This window comes from Bradyrhizobium sp. SZCCHNR3119, from assembly GCF_032487775.1.
Taxonomy (GTDB): domain Bacteria; phylum Pseudomonadota; class Alphaproteobacteria; order Rhizobiales; family Xanthobacteraceae; genus Bradyrhizobium.
The window spans coordinates 1,275,385-1,289,178 of the sequence record NZ_JAUEUV010000002.1 but is presented as its reverse complement, the minus strand read 5'-3'; the positions used below and the strand labels follow the sequence as shown (position 1 = coordinate 1,289,178).

14 protein-coding genes are annotated in these 13,794 nt (G+C 65.5%); 6 read left to right on the top strand and 8 right to left on the bottom strand.

The window, feature by feature from the left end; all coding sequences use genetic code 11:
- Positions 1-39 precede the first annotated feature (39 nt).
- Positions 40-252 carry a hypothetical protein gene (locus tag QX034_RS33395; RefSeq protein WP_315703304.1) on the top strand — a complete coding sequence of 71 codons (213 nt, stop codon included), beginning with the start codon at positions 40-42 and terminating at the stop codon, positions 250-252.
- Positions 253-598: 346 nt separating this feature from the next.
- A complete protein-coding gene (locus tag QX034_RS33390) occupies positions 599-790 on the top strand; it encodes a hypothetical protein (RefSeq protein ID WP_315703305.1) in 192 nt (63 codons plus the stop codon).
- 61 nt (positions 791-851) lie between these two features.
- On the opposite strand, the gene QX034_RS33385 is transcribed toward QX034_RS33390, so the two are convergent.
- On the bottom strand, positions 852-1,466 hold the full coding sequence (locus QX034_RS33385; protein WP_315703306.1) for an FMN-dependent NADH-azoreductase: 615 nt from the start codon (positions 1,464-1,466) through the stop codon (positions 852-854).
- A gap of 88 nt (positions 1,467-1,554) precedes the next feature.
- Here QX034_RS33385 and QX034_RS33380 point away from each other — a divergent pair, with 88 nt between their 5' ends.
- The gene (locus QX034_RS33380; RefSeq protein WP_315704253.1) at positions 1,555-1,965 is read left to right on the top strand and encodes a helix-turn-helix domain-containing protein; all 411 of its coding nucleotides are present in this window, start codon (positions 1,555-1,557) and stop codon (positions 1,963-1,965) included.
- Between the two features lie 15 nt (positions 1,966-1,980).
- Here the strand turns inward: QX034_RS33380 and dprA are convergent, their stop codons facing one another.
- The 5 genes from dprA to QX034_RS33355 all read right to left on the bottom strand — a co-directional run bounded on the left by dprA (position 1,981) and on the right by QX034_RS33355 (position 7,619).
- The gene (dprA, locus tag QX034_RS33375; protein WP_315703307.1) at positions 1,981-3,099 is read right to left on the bottom strand and encodes a DNA-processing protein DprA; all 1,119 of its coding nucleotides are present in this window, start codon (positions 3,097-3,099) and stop codon (positions 1,981-1,983) included.
- Positions 3,100-3,199: 100 nt separating this feature from the next.
- Positions 3,200-4,564: a patatin-like phospholipase family protein gene (locus tag QX034_RS33370; protein WP_315730186.1), complete on the bottom strand. Its 1,365-nt coding sequence runs from the start codon at positions 4,562-4,564 to the stop codon at positions 3,200-3,202.
- Positions 4,565-4,697: 133 nt separating this feature from the next.
- Positions 4,698-5,297: a glycerol-3-phosphate 1-O-acyltransferase PlsY gene (plsY, locus tag QX034_RS33365; RefSeq protein ID WP_315730187.1), complete on the bottom strand. Its 600-nt coding sequence runs from the start codon at positions 5,295-5,297 to the stop codon at positions 4,698-4,700.
- A gap of 44 nt (positions 5,298-5,341) precedes the next feature.
- Positions 5,342-6,643: a dihydroorotase gene (locus QX034_RS33360; protein ID WP_315730188.1), complete on the bottom strand. Its 1,302-nt coding sequence runs from the start codon at positions 6,641-6,643 to the stop codon at positions 5,342-5,344.
- A gap of 22 nt (positions 6,644-6,665) precedes the next feature.
- Entirely contained in the window at positions 6,666-7,619 is a 954-nt protein-coding gene (locus QX034_RS33355; protein WP_315703311.1) for an aspartate carbamoyltransferase catalytic subunit, read from the bottom strand.
- Positions 7,620-7,993: 374 nt separating this feature from the next.
- On the opposite strand from QX034_RS33355, the gene QX034_RS33350 reads away from it, so the two are divergent.
- Positions 7,994-9,637, top strand: a complete 1,644-nt coding sequence (locus QX034_RS33350) for an acyl-CoA dehydrogenase family protein (protein WP_316189239.1) — start codon at positions 7,994-7,996, stop codon at positions 9,635-9,637.
- A 23-nt stretch (positions 9,638-9,660) separates the two neighbouring features.
- Positions 9,661-10,440 (top strand): type II CAAX endopeptidase family protein, encoded by a 780-nt coding sequence (locus QX034_RS33345; RefSeq protein ID WP_315703313.1) that lies wholly within the window; start codon positions 9,661-9,663, stop codon positions 10,438-10,440.
- A 9-nt stretch (positions 10,441-10,449) separates the two neighbouring features.
- Here QX034_RS33345 and ruvX read toward each other — a convergent pair whose 3' ends face one another.
- On the bottom strand, positions 10,450-10,935 hold the full coding sequence (gene ruvX / locus QX034_RS33340; RefSeq protein WP_315703314.1) for a Holliday junction resolvase RuvX: 486 nt from the start codon (positions 10,933-10,935) through the stop codon (positions 10,450-10,452).
- Positions 10,936-11,105: 170 nt separating this feature from the next.
- Between ruvX and QX034_RS33335 the strand changes: the two genes are divergently transcribed.
- Positions 11,106-12,683: an ATP-binding cassette domain-containing protein gene (locus tag QX034_RS33335; RefSeq protein ID WP_316189240.1), complete on the top strand. Its 1,578-nt coding sequence runs from the start codon at positions 11,106-11,108 to the stop codon at positions 12,681-12,683.
- 49 nt (positions 12,684-12,732) lie between these two features.
- On the opposite strand, the gene QX034_RS33330 is transcribed toward QX034_RS33335, so the two are convergent.
- On the bottom strand, positions 12,733-13,680 hold the full coding sequence (locus tag QX034_RS33330) for a cyclase family protein (protein WP_316184893.1): 948 nt from the start codon (positions 13,678-13,680) through the stop codon (positions 12,733-12,735).
- Positions 13,681-13,794 lie beyond the last annotated feature (114 nt).

Genomic DNA, 13,794 nt, shown 5'->3' with positions numbered 1-13,794 from the left:
AATTTGATCAATTTGATTAAATCAGCGCGAAAGCGAAACATGTCATCCACCGGCGCAGGACGGCGCTCTTCCCATGAAGGCGTGGAAGAGATCGGAGTGGACGAGGCGATCGCGTTCATTGCGGAAACGACGGAGAGCTTGGCGCGGCTGGCACGTCGCCACGACCTCGACATGCTTGATTATATATTGCGCATGGCCCGCTTGGAGGCGGAGGAACATTGGCGGCGTCGCGATCGCCGCACCTTATCCTGAGCTGTGCCTCCCCTGAACGCGGTATGCCTTCAACTCGGATGGCGCGAGCCTGGATGCCGCGGCCGCAGGGTCGTATCGCCGACGGCCAGGAGCTGTTTGTAGATGGCGGCGCAAGCGCATCGCCGGCCGGCGCGCCGATCTATCGAGGCTAGCTAAGCAGAAGGGCGCAGGGAACTTCAGCTCAGAGTGCGCGTGTCCGCGGGCACTCTGAGCTTTCCGCTGAATTTGCTTCTCACTTGAACCTTTGTCGCGGCCGGGCAGACCCCCAAGGGGGACAAGGGAGGACAAGCAAGGGGGACAAGGGGGAGCGGAGTTCATTTGACATATTCATATTCGGAGAGTTGCGATGACAAAGCTTGCGCGCGTCTCTGCATCAGTGCCCGTTTCGGCTGCTCCATCCAACAAGGCGACTGCAAACAAGGCGGCAGCCGCACGATCTGACTGGGACAGTTTTCTCTCGATTCTGTTGTTCTGCGCGCTCGGCCTTCTGGTCTCGCTGGGCGCTTTGCTGCTCGGCGCGCCCTTGGTCTGGGATTGACCGGATCGACTGTCGCGGAACGGCTGCCGCCTCCGGCGAGGCAAGCGGCAGCCGGATATTGTCAAGCCGCCCGCAAGCTGCTGGCAGCCTCGAGCGCGCTCTTGACCGCCTGCTCGCGGTGCTCGGGGCTGACCTGGATGCCCTCGGCCGCAATGAATTCGATGTCCGTCACGCCGAGGAAGCTGAAGACCCCGCGCAGATAAGTCTCCAGATGTTCGAAGGCCGCCATCGGGGTGTCCGCGCCGTAATAGCCGCCGCGTGAGATCGCGACGATCACGCGCTTGCCTCCGGAGAGCCCTTCCGGGCCCTGCGGGCCGTATTTGAACGTCTTGCCCGGGACCGCGATCCGATCGATCCAGGCCTTGAGCTGGCTCGGGATGGAAAAATTGTACATGGGGGCGCCGATCACGACGATATCGGCTGCCAGGAACTCCTCGAGCACGGCCTGTGCCGTCGCAAGGTCCTGCTGGATGGCGGGATCGCTCGGCGAAATGCCCTGAGCCGCGGCCAAATGCGCGCCGGACAGGTGGGGCAGGGGCACAGCCGAGAGGTCGCGATAGGTGATTTCAAGGCCGGGAGCCGTTTGCCGCAGCCGTTCGACGACGGCTGCAGAGACCTGCCGGCTGACGGAGTGGGGGCCGAGGACGCTTGAATCCAAGTGGAGGAGTTTGGGCATGACAGTCACCTTGTGTCGGTTTAAGTTTGTAACCGACGCTATATGAGTGACTGCTGGCGCAGCGCACAAGAACGCACAATTTTCAAACCTGAGCACATCCGTGAAACCAGAGAACATGGAAGTTGCCGCCCAACGGCCACAGCCCGAGCATAATGATTGCCGCGGCGCTGCCTCGATTCTCGCGCGGGTCGGGGACAAATGGAGCGTGTTCGTCATCATGATGCTGGGCGACGGCCCGAAGCGCTTCAACGAACTCAAGCGGCTGGTCGGCGGCATTTCGCAGCGAATGCTGACCTTGACCCTGCGCGGCTTGGAGCGCGACGGCCTGGTGACGCGAACGGTGTTTCCCACCATTCCACCGCGCGTCGATTACGAACTCACCGATCTCGGCAGGGGCCTGTCGCAGCCGGTCAAGGCGCTTGGCGAATGGGCGATTGCGCACCGCGACCAGATCGAAGACGCGCGTATGCGATTTGATCTGCGCAGCGGGAGCGACTGATCGCTTCGGTTCGGCTCAGCTGAGCGACACCAGGCTGCCGCCGTGGCGCTCGAGCCTGCCGGCAAGTTCGAGCTCGAGGAGCACCGTGCGCAGCACGGCGGGCGCGAGGCCGCTGATCCGGATCAGGTCGTCGATCGAGACAGGGGTGGGCCCGAGCAGAGCGAGGATCTGATCGCGATCGTGGCTCTCCGGATCGGGCGCGAATGGCTCCTCATCATCTTCGTACAAGGGAAGCTGCAGCGGCCGCTCCATGATCGGTTCGACCGCGCGGATGATGTCGGCGACCTCGGTGACCAGCGTCGCGCCCTGCTTGATCAGATCGTTGGTGCCGGCCGCGCGCGGGTCGAGCGGCGAGCCCGGCACCGCGAACACTTCGCGGCCCTGTTCGCCGGCCATGCGTGCGGTGATGAGCGAGCCGGAGCGGTGTGCCGCCTCGACCACGACGACACCGAGCGCGCTGCCTGAGATCAATCGGTTGCGGCGGGGAAAATCGCGGGCGCGAGGTTCATGGCCCAGCGGCATTTCCGAGATCGCCGCGCCGTGCTCCGTGACGATGGCCGTGAGCAGGCCTTCGTGTTCCGGCGGATAGATCCGGTCATGACCACCGGCGAGCACGGCAACCGTGCCGCTCGCCAGGCTGGCGCGATGCGCGGCCTGATCGATGCCGCGGGCAAGGCCGGAGATCACAACGAAGCCGGCCTCGCCGAGCTCGCGGGCGAGTTGGCCAGCAAATTTCAACCCGGCGGCCGAAGCGTTGCGAGACCCGACAATGGCGATGATCGGCCGCATCAACGCCTCGCTGTCGCCGTGAATCCCGAGCAGGGGCGGCGCATCGTCCAGCATCGCGAGCCGTGGCGGGTAACCGGCTTCTTCAGGCGCGCGCAGGCTGATGCCGAGCTTGCGGCAGGCGAGAAGCTCGGCGCGCGCTTCGTCCGCATTGCAGATGCGCGCCGAGGCTGCGGCTCCTCCCCGCCGCGCCAGCTCCGGAAGCCGCTGCAGCGCCGCCCGCGCGCTGCCGAAATGGAGCAGCAGCGAGCGGAAGGTGCGCGGGCCGACATTATCGGAGCGGATCAACCGGAGACGGTCGAGCCGCTCGGCTTCGCTGAGTTCGGTTGTCGTGCTGACTGCGTCCACGCCTGCTCTCCGGTTCGGTGCAGCATGGAACAACCGCAGCGCGTGGGGAAGAGGGTAGCTGGGTGCCGCGCGGCCTTTGAGGCGAATCCCAACACGCGAATTAGGCCAGCACGTCCTCGATAGCGTCCTCGGACGGGAAGGCCGGGCGCGTCTCTTGCGCAACGAGCGTTGTGCCGGCCGGCGCCCGCTGCAGCCAGCGCTCGCAAGCATCGCGACCGCGCTGATGCAGCATTGCGATGAAGCTGTGTCCGAGGTCGGTGGCGCTGTGCTGGGCGAGGCCGTCGATCTCGTCCTCCGCGGCCAAGCGATGAATCCGCGGCGGATGCAGGCCGTCATGGCGGGCCCATTCCAGCGCCGCAAGCTCCGCATTGAGCACGGCATTGGCCGTGATCTGGTCGAGCCGCCGGTCGATCGCGGCTGATGTCACGGGGATATAGTTGTTGCGCGTCGGGGTCACCTGGACCACGAGCAGATCGGCGGCGCTGGATTCGTGCGCGACGCTCACAACCGGAGGATTGGCCCCGTAGCCGCCGTCCCAATAGGCGTCGCCATCGATGTCGATCGCGCAGTGAAGTTGGGGCGGGCAGGTCGAAGCCAGCAGCACGTCCGGCGTGATCTCGGCATTGCGGAACAGTTGCTGGCCGCCGTCGCGGACCCGCGTCGCCGCAATTATGAGCCGCGGCGCGGCAGCGCTCTGCAGCGCGCCGAAATTGATGATGCCCGCAAGCAGATCGTGCAGCGGCTCGATGTCGAGCGGATTGAACCGTCCCGCGCGCAGATGCTGGCCGAATGCGACCGAGCTGCCGGCCGGCGAGAAGCCGCCGAGCAGCATCACCGAGCGGAACGAGGCTTCGCTGGCCATGCCATTCCAGAAACCCGCGAGCAGTTCTCGCGCCCTCTCGCGGCCGCCTTCAGCCAGGCCGCTGGCGAGCAGGGCGGCATTGATCGCGCCGGCGCTGGCGCCGCTGATCGTGTCGAAATCGCAGGCAGGCTCCTCCAACAGGCGCTCCAGCACGCCCCAGGCAAATGCCGACAAGCTGCCGCCGCCCTGCAGCGCCAGCGAGAGCTTGCGCGGCGGCCAGATCCGCGGTGCCGGCGAGAGGGCCGGGGTTGCGATCGTCTCGGCGAGCGATTTTTCCGGCGTCGCCGCGGGTTTGGCGTCCGTTGCGGCCGATTTCGGTTCAGCCGCGAGCGCAGGCTTCGCACCCGTCGCCAGGATCATTTCGGCGACCACGGTCTCCGGCTGCGACGGTTGGGATGATGGTGGCACGTTGGTGGCCGCAGCCGGCTCCGTCACTTGCGCGGCAGGGCTCGTGGCGTCCCCGGTCGACCAGATCTGGGCGGCCGAGAGAAGCGCGCTGGCGCTGGAGCGCACGGGCACCGCCTGCTGCGGCACCGGCTCCTGCTCTGTGCGGTGATCGGGTGTGGCCGATGAACCGCTGGAATTGGGCTTGCGAAACCACATGCGTGAATCATGACAGGCAATGATGATTCCCGCCAGAGTCCCGCGCGGATTTGAGTCCGGATCTGCTATGGGTGTTGCTGCGCTGCCGCTGTGATTTACGGGGTCAAATGTACGTCGCCCGTAACAATGCGGGTCACTGTTTCTTTGCGCCGATCTTGCTTTCGGTGCCGGCCTGCAGACGCCTGATGTTCTCGCGATGCATATAGATCAACAGCAGCGTCAGAAGTGCAAACAACGCTGCGAGTGCGGTGTGGCCAAATGCCCACAGCATGATCGGCGTGAGCAGGCTTGCAACAAACGCCGCGAGCGACGAGTAGCGAAACGCGAAGGCGGTTGCGAGCCAGACCAGGCAAAAGAAAATTGCGCCGGGCCAGAACAGGCCGAGCAGGATGCCGATATAGACCGCGACGCCCTTGCCGCCGCGAAACTTCAGCCAGACCGGGAAGAGGTGGCCGAGGAAGGCGCCGAGACCGGCGAGCATCGCCGCATTGGGGCCGCCCAGATAGCCCGAGATCACCACCGCAGCCGTGCCCTTCAGGGCATCGCCGAGCAATGTGGCCGCGGCGAGCCCCTTGCGCCCGGTGCGCAGCACGTTGGTTGCCCCGATATTGCCGGAGCCGATGCTGCGCAGGTCTTGCGTGCCGGCAAGCCTCGTCAGGATCAGCCCGAACGGGATCGAGCCCAGGAGGTAGCCGATGACCAGGGCAACGGGGAGAAACGCCTCAGCTCCCATGACACAGCACTCCCTTGTTCAACGCTCCTGTGCAGGCTCTCGTGTCAGACATGCTCGTACACGGTGCGGCCGCCGACGATCGTGCGCACCGCGCGTCCCGTGAACCGCGCCTCGTCGAAGGGGGTATTCTTGCACGAGGATTTCAGATCGGCGGGATCGAGCACCCACGGCACGTCCGGATCGATCACGACGATATCGGCAGGCGCCCCCGCCCGCAATGTTCCGCCGGGCAGGCCCAACAGTTCCGCCGGCCGGGTCGACATCGCGCGGATCAGCGCGGTCCAGGTCAGTTCGCCATTGTGCACGAGGCGCAAGGCCGCCGGCAGCATGGTTTCCAGCCCGATCGCGCCGCTCGCCGCTTCCGCGAACGGCAGCCGCTTCACCTCGACATCCTGCGGATTGTGGTCCGACATGATGACATCGATGAGGCCGGAGGCCAGCGCCTCGACCAGCGCCCGCCGGTCGGTTTCGGAGCGCAATGGCGGCGACAGCTTGAAGAACGTGCGGTAGGGGCCGATGTCGTTCTCGTTCAATGTGACGTGGTTGATCGAGACCGAGGCGCTGACGGCAAGCCCGGCATCGCGGGCGCGTTTGAGGACGTCGAGCGAGTCGCTCGAACTGAGCGAGGCCGCGTGATAGCGGCCGCGCGTCAGTGCGACCAGGCGCACGTCGCGCTCCAGGATCACCGCTTCGGCGGCTGCCGGAATGCCCGACAGCCCGAGCCGCGAAGCGAATTCGCCTTCGTTCATCACGCCTTCGCCGACGAGATTGGGATCCTCGGTGTGGTGCACGATCAGCGCATCGAAATCACGTGCGTAGGTCAGTACGCGCCGCATCACCAGCGCATTGGTGACGCTCGTCTCGCCGTTGGAGAAGGCGACTGCGCCGGCCGCCTTCAACAGGCCGATCTCGGTCATCTCCTCGCCGTGCAGGCCTTTGGTCAGCGCCGCCATCGGTTGGATGTTGACGATCGCGGTGTCGCGGGCGCGGCGCAGCACGAAGTCGACCGTCGCCGAATTGTCGATCACGGGTTCGGTGCCGGGCTGGCAGATGATCGTGGTGATGCCGCCGGTCGCTGCGGCCTGGCTCGCGCTGGCAAAGGTCTCCCGATGCACATAGCCGGGCTCGCCGACAAAGGCGCACATGTCGATCAGGCCGGGCGCGACGATCTTGCCGGAGCAGTTGATGACATCGGTCCCTTCGGGAACGCCGGCCGCGCCGATGCCGCGCTTGAGATCGCGGATCACGCCGTCGGCGATCAGCACGTCGCCAAGACCATCGAAGTCGCGGGATGGATCGATCACGCGAGCGTTGGCGAGCAGGATCGGGCGACGGTCGGTCAGCATGGCATTTCGTCCGATTGAGCTGTTACGCGTTGGGCAGGTTGCGGGCGAGTGCTTCCAGCACCGCCATGCGCACTGCCACGCCCATTTCCACTTGTTCCCGGATCAGGGATTGCGCGCCGTCGGCGACGATCGAGTCGATCTCGACGCCGCGGTTCATGGGACCGGGATGCATCACCAGCGCGTCGGGCTTGGCGTAAGCGAGCTTGCGCTGATCCAGCCCGAAATACTGGAAATATTCCGATGATGACGGCACGAAGGAGCCGTTCATCCGCTCACGCTGCAGCCGCAGCATCATGACGATATCGGCGCCGTTCAGGCCCTCGCGCATGTCCCGCGCGACCTCCACCCCCATCCGCTCGATGCCGGATGGCAGCAGCGTGGAGGGGGCGACGACGCGGACGCGCGCGCCCATCGTGTTGAGCAAGAGGATGTTGGATCTCGCCACGCGCGAATGCAGCACGTCGCCGCAGATCGCGACCACGAGACCTTCGATCCGGCCCTTGTTGCGGCGGATCGTGAGCGCGTCGAGCAGCGCCTGCGTCGGATGCTCATGCGCGCCGTCGCCGGCATTGATCACGGAGCCGTCGACCTTGCGCGCGAGCAGTTCCACCGCGCCGGAGGCGTGGTGGCGCACCACCAGAATATCCGGATGCATCGCGTTCAAGGTGACCGCAGTGTCCATCAAGGTCTCGCCCTTGCGCATCGACGAGGACGACACCGACATGTTCATGACGTCGGCGCCGAGCCGCTTGCCCGCGATCTCGAACGAGGACTGGGTCCTTGTCGAGGCCTCGAAGAACAGGTTGACCTGGGTGCGGCCGCGCAGCACCGTGCGCTTCTTGTCGACCTGGCGGTTCAGTTCGACATATTCCTCGGAGAGATCGAGGAGACCGGTGATGTCGGTAGCGGAAAGGCCCTCGATGCCCAGCAGATGCCGGTGTCCGAGGACGAATGTGGATTTCGATGAGGCTGTCATTAAAGCCAGAGCTATAGGCGCGGTTTCCACATGGGGCAAGGGCGAAAGCCGCGGTTCCGAGTTATCCCCGGTTCGGTTCGTGCGCGGCCCCGACGGCTCGCTTGTTGCTTCCTGATGGCGGGTCCGAGCGCGGCTTCATGCTCACGCCCAGTCGCTCGGAAAGGCGACGGTCGACCCGGGGCGAGCATGCCCATGCCGCGGCAAAAGGTATCACGCTGTCGCAAGCCGCGCCGGCGAACCACGCTCGAGGGCCGCGATGGCGCGGCAAGGCTTTGTGAACTATGCCGGTGTTCCGGCGCCAACATTCGCGTCCGGTCTGGTAGGCATTTGCGAGTGTCTGCCACGCCGCAATTGATCCGATCGAGGACACGGCCATGACCCAGTCTCCCTTCGCGACCCATGAGGTCTTCAACCAGTCGCCGCCGTTCGAGGACGTGAATTTGTATACTGCCGACCAGCCGCTCGTCGCGGCGGTCAGGGCCAATGGCGGTATCAGCGCCGAGCAGGAGCTGTCGGATTTCGGCCGTCACTGGGGTTCGGCTGCGATGGCTGAGCGCGGCCGGCTCGCCAATGAGAATACGCCGAAGCTGCGCACCTATGACTCCAAGGGCTTTCGCCGCGACGTGGTCGAGTTTCATCCGGCCTATCACGAGGTGATGGCGCATTCGGCGCATGCGGGGTTGCACAATTCGACCTGGACGGAACAGGGCCGGCCGGCGGGCGGCGCGTCCGAGGTCATCCGCGCGGCCAAGTTCTACATCGCCTCGCAGGTCGAGAGCGGCCATCTCTGCCCGATCACGATGACCCGCGCCGCGGTCGCGGCGCTAGGCTCGCAACCGGACCTTCTGGCTAAAGCGATGCCGGTGATTGCGACCCGCAGCTACGATCCAAGCTTTGCGCCGTGGTGGGGCAAGCGCGGCATGACGCTCGGCATGGGCATGACCGAGAAGCAGGGCGGCACCGACGTGCGCTCGAACATGACGCGGGCCGAACGTGCGGGCGACGGCTATCGCATCACCGGGCATAAATGGTTCATGTCGGCGCCGATGTGCGATGCCTTCCTGGTGCTCGCTCAGGCGGAGGAGGGGCTGACCTGCTTCTTCATGCCGCGCTTTGCGCCCGACGGATCGGTGAACGCGATCCAATTCCAGCGGTTGAAGGACAAGCTCGGCAACCGCTCCAATGCCTCCTCCGAGGTCGAGTTCGTCGGTGCTTATGCGCAGCCGGTCGGTGAGGCGGGCAAGGGGATCAGGACCATCATCCAGATGGTGCAGCTGACGCGGCAGGATTGTGCGATCTCCTCAGCCGGCTTGATGCGCTCGGGGCTGGCACATGCGCTGCATCACGCGCGACATCGCAGCGTATTCCAGAAGCATCTTGCCGATCAGCCGCTGATGCAGTCGGTGCTGGCGGATATGGCGCTGCATGTCGAGGCGAGCGTTGCGTTGGTGATGCGGTTGTGCCGCGCGTTCGACCGCACGCCGGCGGACGCGACCGAGGCGGCCTACATGCGGCTGCTGACGCCGGCGATCAAATACTGGGTCTGCAAGAGCGCGCCTCCCTTTCTCTACGAAGCGATGGAATGCCTCGGCGGCAACGGCTATGTCGAAGACGGAATTCTTGCTCGTCATTTCCGGGAGTCGCCGGTCAATGCGATCTGGGAAGGCTCGGGCAATGTGATGTGCCTCGATGTCCTGCGCGCGCTGTCGCGCGAGGCTGAGGCTGCCGCTGCGATCCTCACATCGCTGGCCGGCGAGACCCATGGCCTTCCCGGCACTGCGGAGGCCGTCGCTTTCATCGCGCAGTCTTTCCGGCGGCCCGATAGCGAGCGCGTGGCGCGGCTTGCGGTGGAGAAGCTCGCTCTGCTGGCGGCCGCCGCCGCGCTGAACCCGATCAATCCGCGGCACGCCGAGCTGTTCGCCGCAACCCGCCTTGCCGCCACCCATCCCAGCATGTACGGCGCCATCGATCTCGATCCCGCCGATATCCGCGCGCTGCTGGAGCGCGCGCTGCCGTGATGAATACGCCCGAAAGTGCTGTTATGGATTCACTCACGCCCTCGAATGAGCCCGCCATCGTCGCCCAAGCCGAACGGCAGCCGCGGACGCTCGGCTTCTGGCTCACGGCATTGTGGGGCGTCGCGATCTTCGTCGCGCTGTTTGCCGGGCAGGTCGCTGTCGTCGGCTATTTCCTGCTGGTGCAGGATGGCCCGGTCGACAGCAGTGCGCTGATCCATGTCGTGAGCCGCGGGCTCACCATCTCGCTGTCGGTGATCATGGGTGTGCCGGCGGTGCTGCTCGCGGTTTATCTCGCGGTTCGCCACACCCGAACGCGGTTCGCCGATTACCTTGGGCTGCGCCGGACCTCGTGGAAATATCTCGCGCTCGGCATCGCCGGCATGATCGCCATCGTGATGGGCTGGGACCTGATGTCGCGCGCCACGGGTCACGAGGTCTCGCCGGGCTTCATGCTGGACGTCCTGAAGACGGCGCAGGGCGACGGCACCGTCTGGCTGCTGGTGATCGCCTTCTGTATCGCCGCGCCGATCTCGGAGGAATTGTTCGCGCGCGGATTCCTGTATCGCGGCTGGACGGATTCTGCGCTGCGCGTGCCAGGCGCGATCATCCTGTCATCGCTGGTGTGGACGGCACTGCATCTGCAGTATGATTGGTACTTCTTCTTCGAGGTGTTCTGCCTCGGCCTGTGGTTCGGCTATCTGCGCTACCTGAGCCATTCGACCTTGCTGACGATCGGGCTGCATGGGCTCAACAACTTCGCCGCCGTGGTGCAGACCATGTGGCTTGCGAGCGGCCATAGTTGAGCCGCGGTCCTACAGCCCGGAGTTCCGCAACTTTGCGAGGCGGTCGAGCGCGCCCTGCAGGATGAAGATCGCCGCATGGGTGTCGATCACCTCGGCACGCTTGGCTCGGCTGACGTCCATGCCGATCAGTTCGCGCTCGACCGCCGCGGTCGATAGCCGTTCGTCCCAGAGCCCGATAGCCAGGTCGGTGAGGCCAGCGAGGTTGCGGGCGAAGGCCCGGGTCGATTGCGCGCGCGGGCCCTCGCTGCCATCCATGTTGATGGGCAGGCCCAGCACGAAACCGACCACCTTGCGCTCGGATGCCAGGGCGAGCAGCCGCGCCGCATCGGCCTTGAAGGCCTTGCGCTGAATGGTCTCGACGCCGGTGGCGAGCTTGCGATCCGGATCGGACACGGCGACGCCGATGGTCTTGGTGCCGAGATCGAGACCGATCAGCGCGCCGCGTTCGGGCCAGAGCGCGGCGGCTTCGACGAGGGGGAGAATGGGAGCGGGCATGACGATGCGCTTAGCACGCAGGCGCGTGGCGAGCCAGCTTGTACGCCGCCCGGTTGCTCCAGTATCCGGATCGGCTTACATTATATGTCGAACCCTGAAGAGGAGTGGTGCCGTGGATATCCGGATCAACATCGCAAGCCGCCTTGTTTGTTCCGAACCCACGGTCATCCATGCCAACCTTCCTCACGCTCGAGGCGGTCGCCGCCGCCAGCCCTGACCGGCAAGCTCTCTTCGATCATCTCACGCTTTCGATCGGCGCCGAACGCGTCGGTTTGGTCGGCCGCAACGGCTCCGGCAAGTCGACCCTGCTGCGGATCATCGCCGGATCGGCAGAGCCGTCGGCGGGGCACATCGCCCGTTTCGGAACCATCGGCTCGCTCGCGCAAGGCTGGGAGGAGCGCTGGACCATTGCCGAGGCGCTCGGCGTCGCCGACAGCCTTAAGGTGGTCGAGCGCGTCCTGGCCGGACAAGCACAAGACGCCGATTTGGATGCGGCGGATTGGATGCTCTCGACCAGGATCGAGGCCGCGCTGCGCGATGTCGGCCTGGCCGCGATCGCTCTCGATCGCGCGATGGGAACGTTGAGTGGCGGCGAGCGGACGCGGATCGGCATCGCTCGCTTGCTGCTGGAGGCGCCGGATCTGCTGCTGCTCGACGAGCCCACCAATAATCTCGATGCGGCCGGGCGCGCGGCGATCCAGTCGCTGATCCGGAGCTGGCGAGGCGGCGTGCTGGTCGCAAGCCACGATCGCGAATTGCTGGAAATGATGGACCGCATCGTCGAGCTGACGCCGATCGGCGTACGGATCGTCGGTGGCGGCTGGTCGATGTTCGCAGAAGCGCGGGCTGCGGCCCGAGCGCGTGCCACCGGCGAACGTGAGCGGGCCGACACGCAACTGCGTCATGCCAGGGAGGAAATTCAACGCCAGCGCGAAGCCAAGGACAGGCGGGATAGGACCGGACGCGCGGCCGCCGCGCGGGGATCGGCGCCGCGCATTGCGCTCGGCGCCCGCGCGGAGCACGCCGAGAACAGCGGTGGCCGTGCGCAGCGTCTTGCCGAGCGGATCGTCTCGGATGCTGCCGAGAAAGCGGAGCAGGCGCAGGCGAAGATCGAAATCTTGACGCCACTGACCATCGACATGCCGCCAACCGGTCTTGGCAGATCAACCGAGGTTCTGGCGATGGAGGCAGTCACCGTAGCGATCGGCGATCGGACCTTTGGTCCGTGGACGTTGAGCATCACCGGCCCCGACCGGATCGCGGTCAGTGGACCCAACGGTGCCGGGAAGACCACATTCCTGAAATTGGCGATGGGTCGGATCGTCCCCGCAGCCGGGACGGTACGCCATGTCGAGGGACGAGGAGCGATGTTGGATCAGCACGTGGCGCTGCTTGACGGGCAGCAGAGTATTCTCGCCAACGTCCGCCGGCTCAATCCGGCCCTCGACGCGCAGGCTGCTCACGCCGCGTGCGCGCGGTTCGCCTTTCGCAACGCCGATGCGCTGCAGGCGGTCGGCACCTTGTCCGGTGGCGAGCGGTTGCGGGCGGGATTGGCCTGCGTGCTCGCAGGCGAACGGCCGCCATGGCTGCTCCTGCTGGACGAGCCGACCAATCATCTCGACATTGAGTCCATCGAAATTCTCGAGCGGGCGCTGCGCGACTTTGACGGCGCACTCGTCGTCGTCAGCCACGATCCGGCATTCCTGGCCGCGATCGGGATCGACTGGACGTTTACGATCGCGACCTAGCGGGCACGGCGATGTGCCATGCCCGCCAAGCAAAGTGGGATTGAGAGGATCAGCGGATCGCGATCGGGTTGATCATGGCCTGCACGCCGCCGCGCCAGCGTGGCTGCCCCAGCACGAACAGGAATTCGTAGCCCTTGTCCTTGGCGAGCGCGGCGGTATCCATGTTCTCCAGGATGTAGGTCCCGTTCATGGCGAGCAGGATCTGGTGCACCTCGAAGATGTTCGGCGATTCGAACGGTAGCACCTCCAGCGCCCAGGTGTCGGCGCCGATCGCCACCACGCCCTTGGAGGTCAGGTATCTGGCGCCGTCGACGCCAAGCCCGGGCTCGCCGGCGCTGTAGCGCTTGTCGTCCTTGCCGACCAGGCCGAGCCAGCCGGTGTGGAAGATCACCACATCGCCCTGGCGGATCTCGACGCCTTGCTTCTTCGCGACCTCCTCGATCTCCTTGCTGTTGAAGGCGGTGCCTTCCTTGACGACGTCGGTGTTGTAGTAGGCCGCCATGTCGAGCAGCACGCCGCGGGTGACGATCGGCGGTATCTTCTCCACACCGAGCTTCTTCAGCCCGGTCGGGTCGGCAAAATCGGCAAGCTTGTTGCCATTGTAGTAGACGTGCTCGACGCCGAGATGGCCGAGCCCGTCGATCTGGCTGCCGATGCCGACCCAGGTGTCGATGATGTCGTCGTTATAGGTCGCCTTGTTCGGTCCGAGCCCGGGGCTGCCGGCCTGTCCCGGCTGCACGATCGTGATCTTGAAGCTGCGCGGCGGATAGGCCGGCGTCTTGGTGTCGACGATCATGCCGAGTGGGTAGGTCTTGCCGGTTTTCACCAGCGAGGCCGCCTTGACGACGAGGTCCGGCGTCATGTTGTTCGCGGCGCCGATTTCGTCGTCGGCGCCCCATTTCGACTTGGTCCAGTCTTGTGCTTTCTCTTGCGCGTTTGCCGTTCCGACCGCAGCCAACAAGGCGATCGAACAGCACAACACCAACGTGTTGCGCATCGCTAATCCTCCCGATGTGGACATATGCTTGTGGTTCGCGCTGGCCAGCGCTGCATCCTAACGTAGTGTCGGAGCGCGAGCCAAAATGTTTTTAGCGTGTGCGTTGCACTGCGC